18 protein-coding genes are annotated in these 18,563 nt (G+C 62.5%); 7 read left to right on the top strand and 11 right to left on the bottom strand.

Translation table 11 applies throughout. The features are described 5' to 3' along the window. Positions 1 to 134 precede the first annotated feature (134 nt). The 5 genes from GVL52_RS07030 to GVL52_RS07010 all read right to left on the bottom strand — a co-directional run bounded on the left by GVL52_RS07030 (position 135) and on the right by GVL52_RS07010 (position 7,367). Entirely contained in the window at positions 135 to 971 is an 837-nt protein-coding gene (locus tag GVL52_RS07030; protein WP_160005874.1) for a L,D-transpeptidase, read from the bottom strand. A 121-nt stretch (positions 972 to 1,092) separates the two neighbouring features. Next, complete coding sequence (locus tag GVL52_RS07025) at positions 1,093 to 2,016, bottom strand: S9 family peptidase (RefSeq protein ID WP_160005244.1); 924 nt, start codon at positions 2,014 to 2,016, stop codon at positions 1,093 to 1,095. 114 nt (positions 2,017 to 2,130) lie between these two features. After that, positions 2,131 to 3,744 (bottom strand): cisplatin damage response ATP-dependent DNA ligase, encoded by a 1,614-nt coding sequence (locus GVL52_RS07020; RefSeq protein WP_160005242.1) that lies wholly within the window; start codon positions 3,742 to 3,744, stop codon positions 2,131 to 2,133. Between the two features lie 205 nt (positions 3,745 to 3,949). Further along, a complete protein-coding gene (locus tag GVL52_RS07015; protein WP_160005240.1) occupies positions 3,950 to 4,960 on the bottom strand; it encodes a ligase-associated DNA damage response exonuclease in 1,011 nt (336 codons plus the stop codon). Positions 4,961 to 5,078: 118 nt separating this feature from the next. Further along, positions 5,079 to 7,367 (bottom strand): EAL domain-containing protein, encoded by a 2,289-nt coding sequence (locus tag GVL52_RS07010; protein WP_160005238.1) that lies wholly within the window; start codon positions 7,365 to 7,367, stop codon positions 5,079 to 5,081. A 245-nt stretch (positions 7,368 to 7,612) separates the two neighbouring features. Between GVL52_RS07010 and GVL52_RS07005 the strand changes: the two genes are divergently transcribed. Both GVL52_RS07005 and GVL52_RS07000 read left to right on the top strand, forming a co-directional pair. Next, positions 7,613 to 8,968, top strand: coding sequence for a TIGR03808 family TAT-translocated repetitive protein (locus GVL52_RS07005; protein ID WP_160005872.1), 1,356 nt, complete (start codon positions 7,613 to 7,615; stop codon positions 8,966 to 8,968). Positions 8,969 to 9,095: 127 nt separating this feature from the next. Continuing rightward, positions 9,096 to 9,755: a glutathione S-transferase family protein gene (locus GVL52_RS07000; RefSeq protein ID WP_160005236.1), complete on the top strand. Its 660-nt coding sequence runs from the start codon at positions 9,096 to 9,098 to the stop codon at positions 9,753 to 9,755. Here the strand turns inward: GVL52_RS07000 and GVL52_RS06995 are convergent. Next, entirely contained in the window at positions 9,713 to 10,042 is a 330-nt protein-coding gene (locus GVL52_RS06995) for a hypothetical protein (protein WP_160005234.1), read from the bottom strand. The genes GVL52_RS07000 and GVL52_RS06995 overlap by 43 nt on opposite strands. Positions 10,043 to 10,089: 47 nt before the next feature. Between GVL52_RS06995 and GVL52_RS06990 the strand changes: the two genes are divergently transcribed. The 3 genes from GVL52_RS06990 to GVL52_RS06980 all read left to right on the top strand — a co-directional run bounded on the left by GVL52_RS06990 (position 10,090) and on the right by GVL52_RS06980 (position 12,764). Continuing rightward, positions 10,090 to 11,313: an acyltransferase gene (locus GVL52_RS06990; RefSeq protein WP_160005232.1), complete on the top strand. Its 1,224-nt coding sequence runs from the start codon at positions 10,090 to 10,092 to the stop codon at positions 11,311 to 11,313. A 1-nt stretch (position 11,314) separates the two neighbouring features. Further along, a complete protein-coding gene (locus GVL52_RS06985) occupies positions 11,315 to 12,253 on the top strand; it encodes an alpha/beta hydrolase (RefSeq protein ID WP_160005230.1) in 939 nt (312 codons plus the stop codon). 157 nt (positions 12,254 to 12,410) lie between these two features. Further along, complete coding sequence (locus tag GVL52_RS06980) at positions 12,411 to 12,764, top strand: MmcQ/YjbR family DNA-binding protein (RefSeq protein ID WP_160005228.1); 354 nt, start codon at positions 12,411 to 12,413, stop codon at positions 12,762 to 12,764. Positions 12,765 to 12,770: 6 nt separating this feature from the next. On the opposite strand, the gene GVL52_RS06975 is transcribed toward GVL52_RS06980, so the two are convergent. Both GVL52_RS06975 and GVL52_RS06970 read right to left on the bottom strand, forming a co-directional pair. After that, a complete protein-coding gene (locus GVL52_RS06975) occupies positions 12,771 to 13,391 on the bottom strand; it encodes a glutathione S-transferase family protein (RefSeq protein ID WP_160005226.1) in 621 nt (206 codons plus the stop codon). Between the two features lie 109 nt (positions 13,392 to 13,500). Continuing rightward, positions 13,501 to 13,866: a DUF4406 domain-containing protein gene (locus GVL52_RS06970; protein ID WP_160005224.1), complete on the bottom strand. Its 366-nt coding sequence runs from the start codon at positions 13,864 to 13,866 to the stop codon at positions 13,501 to 13,503. 117 nt (positions 13,867 to 13,983) lie between these two features. On the opposite strand from GVL52_RS06970, the gene GVL52_RS06965 reads away from it, so the two are divergent. Continuing rightward, a complete protein-coding gene (locus GVL52_RS06965; protein ID WP_160005222.1) occupies positions 13,984 to 14,739 on the top strand; it encodes a DeoR/GlpR family DNA-binding transcription regulator in 756 nt (251 codons plus the stop codon). On the opposite strand, the gene GVL52_RS06960 is transcribed toward GVL52_RS06965, so the two are convergent. Beyond that, a complete protein-coding gene (locus tag GVL52_RS06960; protein ID WP_160005220.1) occupies positions 14,714 to 15,463 on the bottom strand; it encodes a hypothetical protein in 750 nt (249 codons plus the stop codon). The two genes, GVL52_RS06965 and GVL52_RS06960, sit on opposite strands and share 26 nt — an antisense overlap. 139 nt (positions 15,464 to 15,602) lie before the next feature. Beyond that, a complete protein-coding gene (locus GVL52_RS06955) occupies positions 15,603 to 16,610 on the bottom strand; it encodes an asparaginase (protein ID WP_160005218.1) in 1,008 nt (335 codons plus the stop codon). 155 nt (positions 16,611 to 16,765) lie between these two features. On the opposite strand from GVL52_RS06955, the gene GVL52_RS06950 reads away from it, so the two are divergent. Further along, positions 16,766 to 17,503 (top strand): DUF3750 domain-containing protein, encoded by a 738-nt coding sequence (locus GVL52_RS06950; RefSeq protein ID WP_160005216.1) that lies wholly within the window; start codon positions 16,766 to 16,768, stop codon positions 17,501 to 17,503. 32 nt (positions 17,504 to 17,535) lie between these two features. Here GVL52_RS06950 and GVL52_RS06945 read toward each other — a convergent pair whose 3' ends face one another. Beyond that, positions 17,536 to 18,531, bottom strand: coding sequence for an NAD(P)H-quinone oxidoreductase (locus GVL52_RS06945; protein WP_160005214.1), 996 nt, complete (start codon positions 18,529 to 18,531; stop codon positions 17,536 to 17,538). Positions 18,532 to 18,563: the final 32 nt, after the last annotated feature.

Below are 18,563 nucleotides of genomic sequence, written 5' to 3'. Positions count from 1 at the left end.
CGAACGCCATCTCCTGGAGGTTATTCAACGCTTGTCACAGTTCAAGGAAACTACCCCGTTATCCCAAATAAGCCAGAACCTCACGAAGACGTGTCCCTGCTTCGGCGAACGTTCTCACGCCCCCTGTTGCCAAGCTACATCACCACGATCTCCGACTTGGCGGAAACACGATCGTAAAGGTCGATGACGTCCTGGTTCATCATCCGCACGCAACCCGACGAGGTCGATTTGCCGATCGACTGCCAGTCCGGCGTTCCGTGGATGCGGTAGAGCGTATCCTCGCCATTCTTGAAGATGTACATGGCGCGCGCGCCGAGCGGATTGCCGAGGCCCGGGTTCATGCCGCCATTGGCAGCCGAGAAGGAGCGGACGTCGGGCTGGCGCTGCACCATTTCGTCGGGCGGCGTCCAGCGCGGCCATTTCTGCTTCCACTGGATGACGCCGCGGCCGGACCATGCATAACCCTCGCGGCCGAGGCCGACACCATAGCGCATCGCCTTGCCGCCCGGCTCGATGAAATAGAGGTGCTTGCTCTTGGTATCGACGACGATGGTGCCGGGCTTCTCGGTCGAGGGATAGGACACTTCCTGGCGCATGTAGTCAGGATCGACACGGCTGACCGGGATGGCCGGCAGGGTGAAATCATTGTCCCTGACCTCACCATAGAGCGCCGCCTGCACCGGATTGATCAGCGGCATGCCGTAGGTCCGGGTCTGGGTCGCTCCGGGGATGCCGTAGCTCTGATTGTAGAGCGTCGCCGGGACACCGGGGCGCTGCGGCACCGGCGCATTGATCGCCCTGACGCGATCGGGATCGACGCCCGGCGGCTTGTAGAACACCGGATAGGTTTCCTGAACGAAGCGGGCGGGATCGGTGGCACCGGTATCGGGAATGAGGATGTTGCAGGCGCTCAGCGACAGGGTCGCGATCACAAGCCCTGAGATGGCCGACAACCGGCTTAGACCATTCATAAAACCACCCTCATCGATAACAGCGACATCTATAGCTGCCGTCAGGATGGCACGCGCGGCTGGCGCGAAGCTGGCGGCGGCTCCTGTTTCAGGCGCCGCCACTCTGTTTCCGGAGGGCTGATTACGCGGCGACGCCGTGGAAGAAGCGGATGCTCTGCTCGATCTCGGTCGGCAGGGCCGAGGTGTGATTGCCCTTGGCCGTGTCGGTCTCGATGCGGACGCCACCGGCACGCGCGCGGCTGGCGAGCAGGCCGGCGCGGTCGTTGAAGTGGGATTCGTCGGTGCCGTGGACGACGCGAACCGGGCACTTGAAGCTCTGCGCGTAGCAGAGAGCCGTGCGCACCTCGAACTCGTGCTTATTGTCGTCGTCGAAGCGGATATCCTGCGGATAGCGGTTGAAGAAGCGGAAGGCATCGGGATTGCCCGAGATCGGCGCTGCGGCACGGAACTTGTGGGTGCTCATCGCCGTCAGCATGGCAAGCGTGCCACCGATGCTGTGGCCGGCGATGAACAACCGGTTCGGATCGACACCCGGCAGATGCGCCAGACGATCTGAGGCCGCCAATACGTCGTCCACCTCGTCGTAGAAGCCGGAGAAATTGCCGAGCTGGCCGTTTTCGCCACGCACCGATGGCATCAGCACGACGAAGCCGGCATCGACATAGGGACCCATCAGGTTCCAGTGTCCGACACCCATGGCATTGCCGCCGTGCAGGAACAGAACGCCGGGCTTTGCCTTGTGCTCACGCTTGTATTTCGACACCCAGGCGACCAGTTCCAGTTCGCCACCATAGCCGGAGCGATAGAAGATCTTCTCGGCATTGGCCGGCGCCTCGAGCGGCTCGTACTTGTCCGGCGCCGGGCCCTTTTCCAACAGCTTGGTGCGGAAGCGGTTGCGCACCTTGGCGTAGTCCCGGGTAATCAGGCGCGGCTCGGGGGGAACGTCGAAGGCGTTTGCGATCCGGGGAAGAACGAGGGCTCCAGCCATACCGGCGAGAAGCAGGCGGCGCTGGCGCGAAAAGGATTGGTCTTTGTCTTTTATCATGTCACTCTTCCGTCTTTCCCGGCAGCTCCAATGGTTGCATCTGAGACAGGCCGACGCCAACACACATTGTGTTGAGCATCCACACTCTGCGGCATTTTGCATCACTAAAATGTATTATTCGGCTTTGGCATCGATCATCGCGACCAGTGTCTGCAGCCGATCGGCCTCGTAGGGTGGTTTATCCTGTCGCAAACGGGAGATCCGGGGGAAGCGCATGGCGACGCCCGACTTGTGGCGATTCGAACGATTGATGCCCTCGAACGCCACTTCGACCACGAAGCCGAACTCCTTGTCGGCCCTGACGGCGCGCACCGGGCCGAAGCGGTCGGTGGTGTTGTTGCGCACGAACTTGTCGAGGATTTCCAGCTCCGCATCGGTGAAGCCGAAATAGGCCTTGCCGACGGGTACCAGCTGCTCGCCCTCCGGCGTTTCCGCCCATACACCGAAGGTGAAATCGGAATAGTAGCTCGAGCGCTTGCCGTGGCCGCGCTGCGCATACATCAGCACGGCATCGACATTGTAGGGATTGCGCTTCCACTTGAACCACGGGCCTTTCAGGCGGCCCGCCTGGTAGACGCTGTCGCGGCGCTTGATCATCACCCCTTCGATGACGGGATCGGGCGGTGCCGAGCGCAAGCGGTCCAGCTCGTCCCATGAGGTGAAGGGCACCAGTGCCGAGAGATCGAAGCGCTCGTGCGGCGCCTGTTCGATGATTTCGCTGAGACGCTCGCGGCGTTCGAGATAGGTGCGGGCGCGGACGTCCTCCTCGCCGTCGAACAACAGGTCGTAGGCGCGGATGAAGGCCGGATATTCCTCCTGCATCTTCGCCGTCACGGTCTTGCGGTTGAGGCGCTGCTGCAGATCGGAGAAGGTGCGGGTCGGGCTGTTGGAGCGGGCGGTGCCGCCGACCAGCAGCTCGCCGTCAACGACGCCGTCGAAGCTGATGGCATCGAGGATATCGGGAAAGGCCGCCGAAATGTCGTCGCCGGAGCGGGAATAGATCCTGCTGGTATCGCCGGCGCGCGACAGCTGCACGCGAATGCCGTCCCATTTCCATTCCGCGGCGTAGTCGGCCGGATCGAGCTGATCGAGATCACCACCCTCGACCGGATTGGCGAGCATGACGGAATGGAAGATGGCCGGCGTCGCCAGCACCGGCTTGCCGCCCCTGCCCTCCAGCCAGGCAAACAGGCTCTCGTAAGGCGGCTGCAGGCCGTGCCAGAGTGTTTCGATCTCGGTGACATCGGGACCGCCGAGCTCGGCCAGCGCCTGCTTGGCGAGACGGGCCGAGACGCCGATGCGCAGCGCGCCGGTGGCGAGCTTGATGAAGGCGAAGCGGCCGGAGGCGTCGAGGCGGTCGAGCAGGTCGCGGACGTAGCTGCGGATTTCGGTGCGGCCGAGCGCGTTCATCTCGGCGATCACCTCGCCGAGACGCGGCTGGGCGAGGCTTGAGCGTTCGATGTCCCAGACCAGCGAGATGGTTTCGGCCAGATCGCCGACATAGTCGTAGGAATAGCGAAACAGCACCGCGTCGATGCGCTCCAGCACCAGCTCGCGCAGCATGGCGGGCTTGACGTTGCGGACGTCGAGCGTGCCGGCGATGGCCGCCAGGCCGTAGCCGCGGTCGGGATCGGGGGTGTCGCGGAAATAATCGGCGAGGAGCTTGAGCTTGCCGTTGCGGCTGGGGGTGAGAACCAGGCGGTCGAGAAGGTCGGCGAAGGCTTTCATCGGCGGCTACCTTCCCTTCTCCCCAGCGGGGAGAAGGTGGCCCAGAGGGTCGGCTGAGGGGGCTGCACCGCGGGACGCCAGCGTGCTGGATGTGGCTGCTGCTCGACGCTTGCGCGTCTCATCCCCCTCATCTGCCCTGCCGGGCATCTTCTCCCCGCTGGGGAGAAGGGGGAGCAAGAAGCATAGCGGTCACAAAGGCTCCCCATCACTCCGCCTCATCCTCATACCCAACCAGATGCAACGGCCGGGCCTTGATGCCCTGCAGCTCGCACCAGCGCACCAGCGCCTCCTCGCGGCCATGCGTCACCCAGACTTCAGCGGGGTGCAGCTCGGTGATGGTTTCGGTCAGTTCCGGCCAGTCGCAATGGTCGGAGATAACAAGCGGCAGCTCGACGCCCTGCTGTCTGGCGCGCTGGCGGACCATCATCCAGCCGGAGGCGAAGGCCGGCAGCGGGTCGTTGAAGCGGCGGGCCCAGCGATCGGCAAAGGCCGAGGACGGGCCGACGACGATGGCGCCCTTGAACGCGGACTTGTCGCGGCCTTCGACCGTTGCCGGACGCAGTTCGCCGAGCGCGATCCCCTGGCTCTCATAATATGCGCAGAGGCGCTCCATGGCGCCGTGGATATAGATCGGCTGGTCGTAGCCGGTGTCGCGCAGCAGCCGGATGACGCGCTGTGCCTTGCCGAGCGCATAGGCGCCGATCATGTGGGTGCGCTCGGGAAACTGCCGCATCGAGCCGTAGAGCTTGGCCATTTCGCCGGCGGGATCGGGATGGTGGAACACCGGCAGCCCGAATGTTGCCTCGGTGATGAAGACGTCACAGGGGACCGGCTCATAGGGCGCGCAGGTCGGGTCCGGGCGGCGCTTGTAGTCGCCGGAGACGACGATGCGGGTGGCATCCTTCTCGATGGCGATCTGGGCCGAGCCGAGCACATGGCCGGCCGGGTGGAAGCTGACCTTGACGCCGTTGACGACAAGTTCCTCGCCGAAGGCTGCCGCCTGCTCCGAGCCGCAGAAATCGTCGCCGTAGCGGATGCGCATGATATCGAGCGTCTGGCGGGTGGCGAGCACATGGCCGTGGCCGGAGCGGGCGTGGTCGGAATGGCCGTGGGTGACCAGCGCGCGTTCCACCGGCCGCACCGGATCGACATAAAATTGGCCGGCAGGGCAAAACAGCCCCTCGGGTGCGGGATAGAGCAGCGCATCAGGTCTCATGGATCAGGAAGATAGCGGCAAATGGCGGGAGGACCAGAGGGGATCGACGAGGCCAGTTCGCAGGGCCACCCTGCCCCGGCCCCCGCCCCCCGGCCGACAGGCTGGCTCACAGCCGACACTAGCGCCGCAGGAACGCCGGGATCTGGTCGGCGGGCAGCGGCCTGGAGAACAGATAGCCCTGCGCCTCCTCGCATTTGGCGAAGCGCAGGAATTCGCGCTGCGCTTCCGTCTCGATGCCTTCGGCAACGACGGTCAGTTTAAGCGTCTGCGCCAGCGAGATGACGGCAAGGCCGATGGCGACGGCGGTCTTGTCCGATGGCAGCGCCTCGATCAGGGAACGATCCATCTTCAGCCGGTCGAAGGGGAAGGTTTTCAGCGAGGCAAGGCTGGAATAACCGGCGCCGAAATCGTCGATCGAGAAGCGGATGCCGAGCGGACGCAGCGCGTTCATCGTCGCAAGCGCCCTGTCGGCATGCTCCATCAGCACGCTCTCGGTCAGCTCGAGTTCCAGCCATCTCGGGGCAAGGGCAAAACGCTCGATGGCTTCCCTGACATGGCGGCCGAAATCACGGTCGGTAAATTGTCTGGCCGAGACATTCACCGCAACGCAAATCGGCGGCAAGCCCATGTCCTGCCACTGACGCGCCTGGCGGCATGCCTCGTTCAGCACCCACAAGCCGAGCGGGATGACCAGCCCGCTCTCCTCGGCCATGGGAATGAATTCACCGGGCGGCACCATGCCGCGGGTCGGATGGTTCCAGCGGACCAATGCCTCGACGCCGGTAACCTCGAGCGTCGTCACATCGACCTGAGGCTGGTAGTGCAACACCAGCTGCTCCGAGGCAATGGCATGGCGCAGTTCTTCCTGTTCGCTGAGTGGCATGCCCACACCGGCCGCACGGTCGCTGCTGTGGTAGCGGATCGCGTTGCGGCCAAGCTGCTTGGCCTGGTACATGGTGGCGTCGGCATTGGCCAGCAGTTCCTCGGAGGTGGCGCCGTCGCTCGGGAACGATGCAACGCCGATGCTGCAGGTCACCTCGATCTGCTGGTCCCTGTAGTGGATCGGCTTCAGAACCGCCTTCTGCAATTCGCGCAACCTGCGCACCATGCCGTTGTCATGGCTCGACTGGTGCACCAGCACGACCAGAAACTCGTCTCCCCCCAGGCGGACGACCATATCCGAGGCGCGCACGCTGTTTGCCATGCGGGCAGCAATCTCCTTGAGAACCTCGTCACCGCCACCATGGCCGTGGCGGTCGTTGATATCCTTGAAGTTGTCGACATCGAGATAGGCGACCGTGACCTTGCGGCCGTTGCGGCGGGCATGATGCAGGGTCTTGGCCATGCGCTCCTTGAAGAAGGCGCGGTTGGGCAGGCCGGTCAGATCATCGTGATGGGCCATGAACTGGATGCGCTCATCGCCACGCTTGCGCTCGATGGCGATGCCGGCGATATGCGTCGCCATGGCGACCATCTCGGTCTCGCGCGGCGTCGGCCGGCGGACCTCTTTCGAGTAGAGCGCAAAGGTGCCGAGCACGTTGTTCTGGGCCGTGAGGATCGGCGTCGACCAGCAGGAGCGGAAACCGAACTGCTGCACCAGCGGCCGGAAATCCGCCCATAGCGGATCGATCAGCATGTCTTCGACGATCACGGGCGTGCCATGCCAGGCGGCCGTACCGCACGAGCCGACGTTCGGACCGATCACCACGCCATCGATAATGCGGCTGTAGGCGCCGGGCAGATTGGGTGCGGCACCATGATGCAGCCGCCTGCCATCGCTGTCGAGCAGCAGGATGGAGCCATAGATGCCGTCGATCTCCGCCTCGAACATCAGCACAAGCGCTTCGAGGATCATTTCCAACGGTTCGTTGCGGGCGATCATCTCGGTCAGCTGGGCCTGGCTACGGCGCAGGTCCTCGAGCGCCTTGCGCTCGGTGATGTCGTGCGACACACCGATGATGCCGACAACTTCGCCCCGATTGTTGCGCAGCGGTATTTTCGACGTCAGAAAGCACTTGGTGTTGCCGCCCATCGTCGCCGGAACTGCTTCCTCGAAGTCCAGGCGCGCTTCCCCTGATTCCATGATATGCTGTTCGATCGCAAAATGATGGCGCGCTGTCTCGATATCGAACAGGTCGAAGTCGCACCTGCCAACGAACCAATCGAGATCATCGATGCCGAAATGACGGCCGACAACCGCGTTGACGAAGACGAACCGGCTGTCGCGATCCTTGACGAAGAAGAAGCCCGGAAGCGCGTGGATGATTGCCTTGAGCCTGATGTCTTCGATCCCGGAAGCGGGGCGGCCGGCTTTCGAGGCGAAGAGTGCTTCCGTTGCAGACACGATCCGCTTCGTGTCGAGATCCGTCGCTATAGCCTGCGGGCGGGCGGCACTTACGTCATTCATGTTCACGCTCCAAAGCGGTCCAACACAGCAACCCCATCAATACGACGCAATGGCAAAGATAAGCTAAATATTGGCACCAGTTTCAGCCGGCACCTTTGAATGTAAAGGTGAAGGACACGACAACACTACTGATTAAATCCCATGGTTAAGAACTCGTCCTGCATAGCGGTCGAAGGTGTATCAGAACGATATGATCGTGACGGCACGTTTCCTGCATGGCATCGATCATGAAAAGATCGCCGCTGATATCGTCCCGTCGTGACTTACTTGGCCTTGCCGCCGCGTCTGCTGCCGTGATGCTGGCGCCGCGGGCCTTTGCGACGAGCCGGCAACCCGACCTGCGCGGATCGATCGACGCCGTGACATACAAGGCCGCCCCCGATGCGGGCGACCGCAAGAGCCGCAGCCTTCAGAAGATGATCGATGACGCGTCGGCCGAAAATGTGCCGGTGTTCCTGCCGCCGGGTGTCTACAGGGTCTCCAACCTGACGCTGCCGGAGAATACCCGCATCACCGGCGTGCCGGGTGCATCGCGGATCGTCTATACCGGCGACGGGCATCTGTTTTCGGCGCGGGATGTCAAGCGCATCGAACTATCGAACATCGTCATCGACGGGCAGAACCGCTGGCTTGGCGACGATGCCGGCGCATTGGTGCAGTTCACAGGCGTCGACGAGGTGCTGATCGACAATTGCGAGATATCCGGCAGCCGCAAGCATGGGCTGCAGCTGGAGCGCTGCGGCGGGCGGATCGAGCGCAGCCGGATCTCGGGGGCCGGCCAATCCGGGATCTATGCCGTGGAATCATCCGGGCTGTCGGTCACCGGCAACGAGGTGTTCGATTGCGGCAATGGCGGCATCCTGATCCACCGCTGGAAGAAGGCGGCCGATGACAGCATCGTCAGCGGCAACCGGATCTACCGGATCAAGGCCAATGATGGCGGCACCGGGCAGAACGGCAATGGCATCAACCTGTTTCGCGCCGACAATGTGATGGTCAGCAACAACCACATTTCCGACTGCGCCTTCACCGCGATCCGCGCCAATTCGGCCTCCGACGTGCAGATCAACGGCAACCAGTGCCGGCGTTCCGGCGAGACGGCGATCTACGTCGAGTTCGAATTCGAGGGCGCGGTGGTCTCCGGCAACATGATCGACGGTGCGGCCAACGGCATCTCGATCGCCAATTTCGACAAGGGCGGCAGGCTTGCCAGCGTCACCGGCAATGTGGTGCGCAACCTGACGCTGACCGGTCCATACGCGCATGAACTGGGTTTCGGCATCGGCATTGCGGCGGAGGCCGATACGCTGGTTTCGGGCAATATCATCGAGGGCGCGCCGCGCTGGGGCATGCAGCTCGGCTGGGGGCCGTATCTGCGCAATCTCGTCGTCACCGGCAACGTGATCCGCAAGGCGCCGATCGGCTGCGCGGTCTCTGTCGTCGATGGCGCCGGAACCGCCGTGATCACCGACAATGTGTTTCAGGAGACCGCAGGGGGCGCCGTTCTCGGCTTTGCCTGGGACAAGAAGATGACAGGCGAATTGGCTGCCGGTGCATCCGGCTATCCGCAGCTGACGGTCGAGCGCAACCGGATCTCGTGAGGATCGGACGCCTCTTCGCTTCTCCATTATGATATCAAAAGCTTTGATTGACCCATAAGCTCAGGGTGCTTCCGCTGCGGTTGGCTTGGCCTTAGGTTCTGCGCATATTCACGCAGGGGCAAATCACATGCTGACAATCTATGGCGTCTATCGTTCGCGCGCATCACGCGTCTACTGGATGGCGGAGGAGTTGGGGCTGGAGTTCGCCTCGGTGCCGGTGCTGCAGGCGCGCCGGGTGGACAATCCGCTGGCGGCGGATGCGCCGATCAACACGCTGTCGCCTGATTTCGTCGCCCTCAATCCGATGGCACTGATCCCGGCCATCCAGGATGGCGATCTCGTCATGCACGAATCTCTGGCAATCACGCTCTATCTCGCCCGCAAGCATGGCGGCACGCTCGCCGGTCAAAGCGTCGAGGAAGACGGTTTGCTGACGATGTGGACCGTCTGGGCGGCGACCGAGGTCGAGATCCACACGATCAAGCTGGTGATGACCTACGACAACGGGCGGGAAGGCACCGAGGAGGGCAAGGCGACGATCGCCGTGGCCAATCGCTCGCTGAAACGCCCGCTGGCAGTGCTGGAAAAGCATCTCGCAGACCATGACTATCTGGTCGGCGACCGCTTTACCGCAGCCGATCTCAACCTTGCCGAGGTGCTGCGCTACGCCCAGTCGGAACAGGCGCTGTTCGACGCGCATCCGGCTATCGACGCCTGGATCAAGCGCTGCCAGTCGCGCCCGGCCTATCTCGCCATGCAGGCGACGCGGGCGAAGGAACCGACCTGATCAGCGCGGAGGTCTACCGACACAGCAGCGGCGAGACCTGTCCTCGTCGATAACAAGGCGCGTTGCGCGGCAATTCTCCGCGCGACGCCACGATTGAAGCAGCAACGCCGCTCAGCAATATTGCTGCTCTTCTTAACGATGCCGCGGCCGATGCTGCCGGGAAGCATGCGAGAGAACAAAGCTGTGCTTTTCCCACCCATGCGGAACAGCAACGTTGCGATTAATATTTGCATCCATTGAAATAATAGTATTGCAAATTTCTCCACACTGTAGTCTTTATCATGCACCTACAGTATCTCGTGGCGTTTTCTGTTTTTCAGTGAGTACAGCATTTATGAACGAGCGCGTTATTGTCGAATATATTTCAGTTGATAAATATATAAATGAACAAAATCCCCGTATTTCACGGAAAAGCGTCGTTACCTTCGACATTCTCCGGCTGATAGCAGCGATATTGGTGGTATTTCATCACTACCTATACTCCGGCATTGTCGATCATTACAAAGGCGGCATCGGAGAAATATTTGCGGGGAACTTTATGTTCCCGGATCTGATCCCATACAGTTGGTGGGGATGGATTGGCGTCTACATTTTCTTCGTTATCTCGGGCTTTGTCATAGCGATGTCGGCACAGGGAAAATCGGCAACGGACTTTGCGATCGGGCGGTTCGTGCGGATCTATCCGGCGCTGTTTGTCTTCGCCACGTTGGCATTTGTCGTCCTGGCCGCCGTCTCCAGCGTGTCAGGCGCGGACTTGCTTTGGGCCTGGCTGCGTGCACTGACCCTTGTTCCACGCGGCCCATGGATCGACGGCGCCATCTGGACGCTGACGATCGAGGTCCTGTTCTACGCCCTGATCTTCATGCTCATCGTGGCCAACAAGCAGAAGCTGATCACCACCTGCACAAACGCCTATCTGATGCTTGCCGCGGTTTTCTGGCTCGCGGTCTTCGCCGAGAGATATGCGGGCTACCACATCGTTGGCCTCTCGTTCTCCCAGATCGCCTCATCATATCCGGCAAAATTTTTCCTGCTGACGACAGGGTCCTTCTTCGCACTGGGGATACATCTCTATGAGGCGTACCTCAAAGGTTACAACGTCAGACGCCTGTTCTCGATCGGCGCATCAATCGCGATCTCGGTCGCAGCGTTGCACGCATTTGCGATCTCGAGCCCCGCTGTCACGCAATTCGGGCAAAGCCCCTTCGTGCCGGTGATCGCCTGGCTGGTCGCCGTCGCAGCCTGCCTTGTGGCCATCCCGATCGAGAGACGCCACACACCGGCCAAGGTCTATCGGCAGTTTGGGCGACGGCTGGGATTGATCACCTATCCACTCTATCTCATCAACCAGATCACCGGCGCCTTTCTCGCCTACACCCTTTTCAAGATCGGCTTGCCTCCCTTCGCGGCGGTGATTGGCGGCGTTGGCCTCATCCTCGTCATCAGCTGGCTGTTTGCAGAATTCGTCGAGCCCGTGCTTCGCCTCAATCTGGAGAAAGCGTGCCGACTGGCCGTTTCGCCGTTGACCGCAGAGATCGCGGCCAGAGGGGAAACGTGACGTGATCCGGAAAAAGATAACCTGCACGGTCGGTCTCTGTCTGGCGGTATTTCTGGCCATTCTGGTGCCGGCATCATCCGATCCGACGGCCTGCCGGCAGATCGATCTTTCCTATGGCCCGCATCCGGCACAGATCCTCGACCTCTACACGCCCTGCCACGAAGGCACCTTCCCAGCCGTCATCTACATTCACGGCGGAGGCTGGTGGTCGGGCGACAAGGCCTACTTTTCCCAGGCGGATATCGATTTCTTCCTGTCGAGAAACATCGCCCTCGCCTCCATCAATTACCGAAACCTCGACCAGGCGCGGACAGACGGTCTGTTTCCCCCGGTCTATGGGCCGCTGGTCGATGCGCGCGGCGCTGTGGCATTTCTGCAGGCGCACGCCCGCGAACTGCACCTCGACCCCAGGCGCATGGCCACCTATGGCGGCTCGGCCGGTGGCTTCAGCGCACTCTGGGTGGGCCTCAGTGCGGGGATGACGGACCTGCCCGATTTCAAGGGCAGCCTGCCAAAGATCGAGCCGATGAAGGCGATCGGCGGGGTGGATGCGCAGACGACGATCGATCCGATCGAGATGCGCGACTGGGTCAGCGCCGACATCGCCTATGGCGGGCACGCATTCGGGCTGGCGGAAAACGAGTTCGATCGCTTCCTGCGCAATCGCGACCAATATCAGACCTATATTCCGAAGATCTCGCCTTCCGATCTCGTCGGCGCCGGCGCTCCACCCCTCTATCTGATCTATTCAGCCGCGCTCGACAGCAGGGAGAAGGACCATAACAGCCTGGTCCACGATCCGAGATTCGGCATCGAGTTCGGCAAGCTCGCCGAGAAAGCCGGCGTCAGCACGGTCGTCGTCGGCAACGCCAGAAATGATGCAACGGCGATGCAGGGGCTGATGCATTTTCTCGCCCGCTCGCTCGGCGAGGACCGCTAGGACGCTTAGGTTTCCGGTTCGTATTTTTCCTCGATTGCCAAGGAAAGAGCTCCAAGGTCTCGGCCATTTCTGCGCGAAGAGCCCGCGCTGGCGCCATGCGCATAGACGGCGAAGTCTGCTAATATTCTGCAGACGGCACGATCGGATCGGCGGGAGCATGGCAGAAGACCTCGAGATGATTTTCGCGCGGCTGCTGCGGCTGGCTGGCGAGGCCGGGCTGCCCGGCGTCGAGGAGAGCACGTCCTATGGCAACAAGGCGCTGAAGGTCGGCGGCAAGTCGTTCGTGGCGGTCAAGGACCGCGAGACGATCGTGATTTCGATCGCGCTCGACGCGAAGGAGGCGTTGCTTGAAATGGCGCCGGCGATCTACTTCCAGACGCCGCATTATGTTGGGTGGCAGTATTTGCCTGTTCGGATCGATGCGATCGGCGATGCGGAACTGACGGACAGGCTGATCGGCGCGTGGCTGTTGCGCGCGCCGAAGAAACTTGCAGCGACCTTTCGGCGCTAGATCGGCTCAGGCCTTTTCGCGGGCCAGAGCGCGCTGCACGGCCGGGCGTTCCAGCATGCGGGCGTGGTGGGCGGCGGCCTTCGGGAATTTCGCCGGATCGACGCCATCACTCGGCAGCCAGCTGGTCATCACGAAGAGATAGGGATCGGCGACCGAATAGGTTTCGCCCATCACCCAGGGGCCGGCGAACATCCTGTCTTCGATCAGCGCGAAGCTTTCGCTCATGGTCTGCGGTACCTTGGCCTTCATCGCCTCCAAGGCGGCGGCATCATCGGCCCAGCGGCTGCCGCGCGGGCGATGGGCATGGTTCACATGCACGGTCGAGCAGATGTAGTTGTTGAACGACTGCAGGCGGGCGAATTCGAAGGGATTGTCGAGCGGGGCAAGCCTGGCTGCCGGCGCGATCGCGGCGATATAGGCGAGGATAGCAGGCGTTTCGGTGATCACCCCCTGCTCGGTCAGCAGCGCGGGGACACGGCCCTTGGGATTGTGCTTGAGAAAAGCTTCGGAGCGCTGCTCGCCGTCCGCAAAATTGACCTTCTTTGCCTCGAAGGCCAAGCCCGATTCCTCGAGTGCAATGAGGCTTGCCTGAGAACAGCTGCCCGGCGAGAAATACAATGTCAGCATAATCGACTCCCTTTTTCCGCGAGCATATAGGGCGGCGGCCGGATTGCGAGAGGGAAAGCGAGGCCGGGCGACCGGCCTCCCCCACGATCACGCAGACTTTACGCCCGATCTATGCCGCATTCGCGCATCCCGGCACGTCCTCCAGCCGGTACCAGACGGGAATGCCGCGCTCATTGGCGATGCGGACATCGTTGTCGGCACCCTTCGATGCCCCTTCGAGCCGCAACACCCCTTCGCAGAGTTTCAGCAGGCGGCCCGCCACCGGATGGAAGATCTGCTCGTAAAGATCGTCGCCCACCACCTTGCCGCCGGCGGTATGCCAGATCGGCAGGGCCACCCACTCGCCGATCATCGGCACGTGGCCGGCCAGAAACAGCGCGTGCGACGGCTGCTCCAGCCGCTGCAGATTGGCGGCCATCTTCGCTGGATCATCACCGGTGCCCGAGCGGTATGGGCCTGCAATCAGGATCAACATGTCTATCTCCTCTATTCCCGGCGTCATGCACAGGATTGCGTGAAAATGCATGATAATTCTTGATTGTCGAATCATTTCGTGCAAATTCGTGACACTTCATTCAATCTCGTGAGCCTCATGCTGACCTCCCAACGCAAATCACTGATCCTCGACACGCTGCGCCGCGACGGCCAGGTGATTGCCAAGCAGGTGGCGGAGAGCCTGTCGCTATCGGAAGACACCATCCGGCGCGACCTTCGCGAGATGGCGGCGGAAGGGTTGCTGAAGCGAGTGCATGGCGGGGCGATGCCGCTTTCACCGGAGCTGCCAGACTTCTCGACGCGCAAGGATGTGTCGCTTGCGGCCAAGCGGAGGCTGGGGGCCAAGGCCGCAGGCCTGATCAGGCCCGGCCAGATGATCTTTCTCGACGGCGGCACGACGACGGCGGAGGTGACCCGGCAGCTGCCGCGCAATTTCGGCTTCACTGTCGTCACCCATAGCCCGACGATCGCTGCAGACCTGGAGCATCACCCGACAGCCGAGGTGATCGTGATCGGCGGCAGGCTCTACAAGCATTCGATGGTGGCGACGGGTGCTGCGGCGATGGCGGCGATTTCGCAGCTGCGGCCGGACCTGTTCTTTCTCGGGGTGACAGCGGCGCATCCGGTGCACGGGCTTTCGACCGGGGATTTCGAGGAGGCGGCGATCAAGCGGCATATCGCCCATTCGTCGGCCGAGACCTATGTGCTTTTGACCGGGGAGAAGCTCGACCGCGTCTCGGCCTGCCAGGTGCTGCCGGTCGCTGACGTTTCCGGGCTGATCGTCCCGGAAGAGGTGACGCAGGCGCAGCTGGCGCCCTATCGCAGCCTCAACGCCGCGATCCTCGCAGCATGATCGGGGCCAGGAACCGCGCATGCAGGTTCTCGATGCTGCCCGGCAGCAGGCTGGCGACGAGACCGAGGGCAAAGATCGCAAGGGCGAGGTAAGCGAGCTTATCGCCTTGCGCCCCAAGGGCGAGGGCATCGTGAAGCCGTGACTGCCCTGCGGCCAACGAGGCCGACAGCCAAGGCAATCCAAGCAGCCGGCCCGGCATCCAGGCGAAAGCCGGCGTCACTGCAACCGCGATCAGTGCGCCATAGGCGCCTGACAGGCGGATGAGCACCCGAAGCCGGCGCCAGGGGCCGAGCGGCGTGCCACCGCCATCCTCGAAGGACCAGCCGATATAGGTGCAGAACACCACCAGAAACGGAAAGGCGACGGGCAGGTTTTCCAGCACTTTTTCCGCATTGAGCTGGCCGGTCCAGGCATTGGCAAGCAGCAGCGGAAACGACGCCGACGCCATGAACAGCGCGAAGGCGAACAGGCACCACAGCCAGCCGAGGCCGATATAGTGGATGCGGGCAAAGGTGATGATCAGGATGATGCCGCCGGCCAGGTAGTAGCCGGCCGGCTTGAACGTGCCGGTCATCGTCAGGATCAGTGGACCGCAGGAGCCGGCGACCCGCGCGCAGCCGGAGGTCGCGACCGTTGCCCAGGTGACGTAGTCAAAGCTCATGGAAAAGAAGAGGAAGACCGCCAAGGCGATCAGCATCCACCAGAGATAGCGGCCTGCAAACATATCCTGCCCTCATGGCGTTGTATGTACTTGGCCAGAGTAGCTCAAACAGGCAAGTGCGCACGCGCTCTCGCCTGACTTAGTTTCACATATATTAGAATTGACTATCTTTGATAGTCTGCATGCACCGTTTCGATACGTGTTAGTTACCAAACACTGCCGTCGCGCGAACATCGCCGACATGGATGCCATTCCAGTTGTGCATCCGGACAGTCGCCATGCCTTCCAATGCGGCTTGAATGGCACTGTCCTTTTCGAAGAACCGGCCAAGGGCGGCGGCCACCATGATCTCTGCGGCGCGGGCGTGACCATCGTCGCACTTGACGGCGATCGAGACGCCCTGCTCGGGAATGGCGGCGCAGAACACGCCTTCGGCGCCTGTCTTGGCAAAAATCTGGCCTGGGGCAACCTGCATCAGCGCCGTGCAGAACCGACCGGTGCCGGCGACATAGAAGGGCTCCGCCATGCAGGCATCGAACAGCCGGCGCGAGGCTTTGGCGCGCAACGGCTCCAGGCCGTTGCCGGTCGCCATTTTGGCGAAGCCGTGGGCAAGGCCCTTCAGCGGCACGGCATAGGTCGGGATCGAGCAGCCATCGGTGCCGCAATTGTCCTCGCCGAGCACGGCGCCGGTGAGGCTTTCCATGGTGGCGCGGATTTCGCGCTGCAGCGGATGGTCGTAGCCGACATAGCCTTTCGGATCGATGCCCTGGTGGACGCAGGTGCAGACGAAGCCGGAATGCTTGCCGGAGCAGTTGTTGTGCAGCGCCGTCGGCTTGTCCATGGTGCGGGCCTGATGGATCAGCACCTTCTGGCTCGACGACCAGTGACCGCCGCATTCGAGCGTCTCCACATCGCGCCCTGCCCTGGACAACATCGAGGCGGCGAGCGCCACGTGCTCGTCCTCGCCATTGTGCGACGAGCAGGAGAGCGCCAGTTCCTTGTTGCCGAAGCCATAGGCATCCGCCGCACCGCTTTCGACCAGCGGCAGCGCCTGCATCGCCTTGCAGGCCGAGCGCGGGAAGGTTGCGGCCTCGACATCGCCCTGCGAAAAGATGATCTTGCCATCGCCATCGACCGCAATGACGGCGCCGCGATGCCAGCTTTCGACGCGCGAGCCGCGGGTAACTTCAACGGTGACGGGATTGGTCATGATGGGGTCCTGATGTTCTGAAGAGGCTGTCACGCATAAATGATGGGCGCGATAAAGCAATCGGCTATTCCAGCAAAAAAGCGGCCCAATTGCGCCATCTTGTTCGGGGATTCCTTGGGCGCAACTGAACGTCTGCAAAACGTCGCCGGGGTTTCATGCGGCATCTCAAACGGCTCCTGCTTCTGATCCTCGTCGTCTACCTGCTGCCGGCGCTGGCCTCTGCCGGCTGGTGGTCGCTGCAGAACCATCCGGCATCGTGGCGGGAGGCCAACTGGGGCACATCGGGCGTGCTGCCGAAGGCGGATGCGGACGCTGACGCCGGGATATACATCATGTCGGCCAGCACCGGCGGGTTGAAAGGGGCGGTCGCCAGCCACTCGTGGATCGTGACCAAGGCATCAGGCGACACCAGCTATAACCGCTACGACAAGGTCGGCTGGGGCTCGCCGATCCGCCGCAACAACTATGTGGCCGACGCCTACTGGTATTCGAACACGCCGCATATCGTGCGCGAGATCAGCGGCGCTGAGGCCGAGCGGCTGATCCCTGTGGTCGAGGCCGCCATTCAATCCTATCCCTATGCGGGCGTCGGCGACTACCGGATCTATCCCGGCCCGAACTCCAACAGCTTTGTCGCCCATGTGCTGCGCACGGTGCCGGATCTCGGCGCCGTGCTGCCGCCCGATGCGGTGGGGCGCGATTTCCTGACCGACGGGCGGATGTTCGAAATAGACGCCGACGGGCGCGACTTGCATGCAACGCTCTATGGTCTGGTCGGCATTGCCGCCGGCCAGCGCAGCGGCTTCGAGGTGCATTTCATGGGGCTGGTGGCCGGTATCGACATCGCCAATCCCGGCCTGAAGATCCCGGCTTTCGGGCGGATCGGGCTCTAGCCGGACAGGCAGATACCCGCAACGCCCACCCATTACATCCGCAGCATGATCTTGCCGATGTGGCTGCTGGTTTCCATCAGCCGGTGCGCCTCGGTGACATCCTCGAAGGCGAAGGTCTTGTGGATGATGGGAGCGAGCTTGCCCTCGTCGAGCAGCGGCCAGACCTGCGACAGCAGATCGTCGCGGATGGCGCGCTTTTCCTCCGGCGTGCGGGGGCGCAGCGTCGAGCCGGTGACGGTCAGGCGTTTGACCATGATCGGGGCAAGGTTGACCTTTTCGGCAACGGCGCCGCCGAGGAAGGCGATGATCGACAGGCAGCCGTCCTTGGCGAGCGAGGCGAGGTTCTTCTCGAAATAGGATGCGCCGATCATGTCGAGGATCATATCGACCCCATGCTCGGTCTCGGCCTTGATGACCTCGGCGAAATCCTCGGTCTTGTAGTTGATCGCGCGCTTGGCTCCGAGCCTGACGCAGGCATCGCATTTTTCGGCTGATCCGGCCGTGGCGTAGACCTCTGCGCCGAAGGCACGGGCGAGCTGGATCGCCGTGGTGCCGATGCCGCTGGAGCCGCCGTGGACGAGGACTTTTTCACCCTCGGTGAGGCCTGCCATCTGAAACATATTGGCCCAGACGGTGAAGTAGTTTTCCGGAAGTGCTGCCGCCTTGACGGCATCGTAGCCCTTGGGGAAAGGCAGCGCCTGACCGACAGGGATCAGGCAATATTCGGCATAGGCGCCGCCATTGGTCAGGCCGCAGACCTTGTCGCCGATGGCATAGCCGCTGACGCCGGGGCCGAGCGCCGCGACTTCGCCTGAAATCTCGAGGCCGAGGATCGGGCTTGCGTCCTGGGGTGGCGGATAGGTGCCCTGGCGCTGTGCGACATCGGGGCGGTTGACGCCGATTGCCTGGGTGCGAACCAGGATCTGGCCTTCGCCGGCCACGGGCAAGGGCCCGGTGGCGATGGTCATCACGTCAGGGGCGCCGAAGCGCGGCAGATCGACAAAACGCATATGCGCAGGCAAGGACATCACCGGTCTCCTCATTCGGATAGCAGTGAGAT

Source organism: Rhizobium sp. 18055 (genome assembly GCF_902706285.1).
In the GTDB taxonomy this organism is placed as follows: Bacteria; Pseudomonadota; Alphaproteobacteria; order Rhizobiales; family Rhizobiaceae; genus Rhizobium.
This window is presented reverse-complemented; position numbering and strand designations above follow the sequence as displayed.

Excerpts from the sequence above, each read along its gene's own strand:
- GVL52_RS06955 (WP_160005218.1), bottom strand. The coding sequence starts at position 16,610 with ATGACCAATCCCGTCACCGTTGAAGTTACCCGCGGCTCGCGCGTCGAA.
- GVL52_RS06950 (WP_160005216.1), top strand. The coding sequence starts at position 16,766 with ATGCGGCATCTCAAACGGCTCCTGCTTCTGATCCTCGTCGTCTACCTG.
- GVL52_RS07030 (WP_160005874.1), bottom strand. The coding sequence starts at position 971 with ATGAATGGTCTAAGCCGGTTGTCGGCCATCTCAGGGCTTGTGATCGCG.
- GVL52_RS06970 (WP_160005224.1), bottom strand. The coding sequence starts at position 13,866 with ATGTTGATCCTGATTGCAGGCCCATACCGCTCGGGCACCGGTGATGAT.
- GVL52_RS06945 (WP_160005214.1), bottom strand. The coding sequence starts at position 18,531 with ATGTCCTTGCCTGCGCATATGCGTTTTGTCGATCTGCCGCGCTTCGGC.
- GVL52_RS07000 (WP_160005236.1), top strand. The coding sequence starts at position 9,096 with ATGCTGACAATCTATGGCGTCTATCGTTCGCGCGCATCACGCGTCTAC.
- GVL52_RS06975 (WP_160005226.1), bottom strand. The coding sequence starts at position 13,391 with ATGCTGACATTGTATTTCTCGCCGGGCAGCTGTTCTCAGGCAAGCCTC.
- GVL52_RS07015 (WP_160005240.1), bottom strand. The coding sequence starts at position 4,960 with ATGAGACCTGATGCGCTGCTCTATCCCGCACCCGAGGGGCTGTTTTGC.
- GVL52_RS06990 (WP_160005232.1), top strand. The coding sequence starts at position 10,090 with ATGAACGAGCGCGTTATTGTCGAATATATTTCAGTTGATAAATATATA.
- GVL52_RS07020 (WP_160005242.1), bottom strand. The coding sequence starts at position 3,744 with ATGAAAGCCTTCGCCGACCTTCTCGACCGCCTGGTTCTCACCCCCAGC.
- GVL52_RS06965 (WP_160005222.1), top strand. The coding sequence starts at position 13,984 with ATGCTGACCTCCCAACGCAAATCACTGATCCTCGACACGCTGCGCCGC.
- GVL52_RS06980 (WP_160005228.1), top strand. The coding sequence starts at position 12,411 with ATGGCAGAAGACCTCGAGATGATTTTCGCGCGGCTGCTGCGGCTGGCT.
- GVL52_RS07025 (WP_160005244.1), bottom strand. The coding sequence starts at position 2,016 with ATGATAAAAGACAAAGACCAATCCTTTTCGCGCCAGCGCCGCCTGCTT.
- GVL52_RS06960 (WP_160005220.1), bottom strand. The coding sequence starts at position 15,463 with ATGTTTGCAGGCCGCTATCTCTGGTGGATGCTGATCGCCTTGGCGGTC.
- GVL52_RS07010 (WP_160005238.1), bottom strand. The coding sequence starts at position 7,367 with ATGAATGACGTAAGTGCCGCCCGCCCGCAGGCTATAGCGACGGATCTC.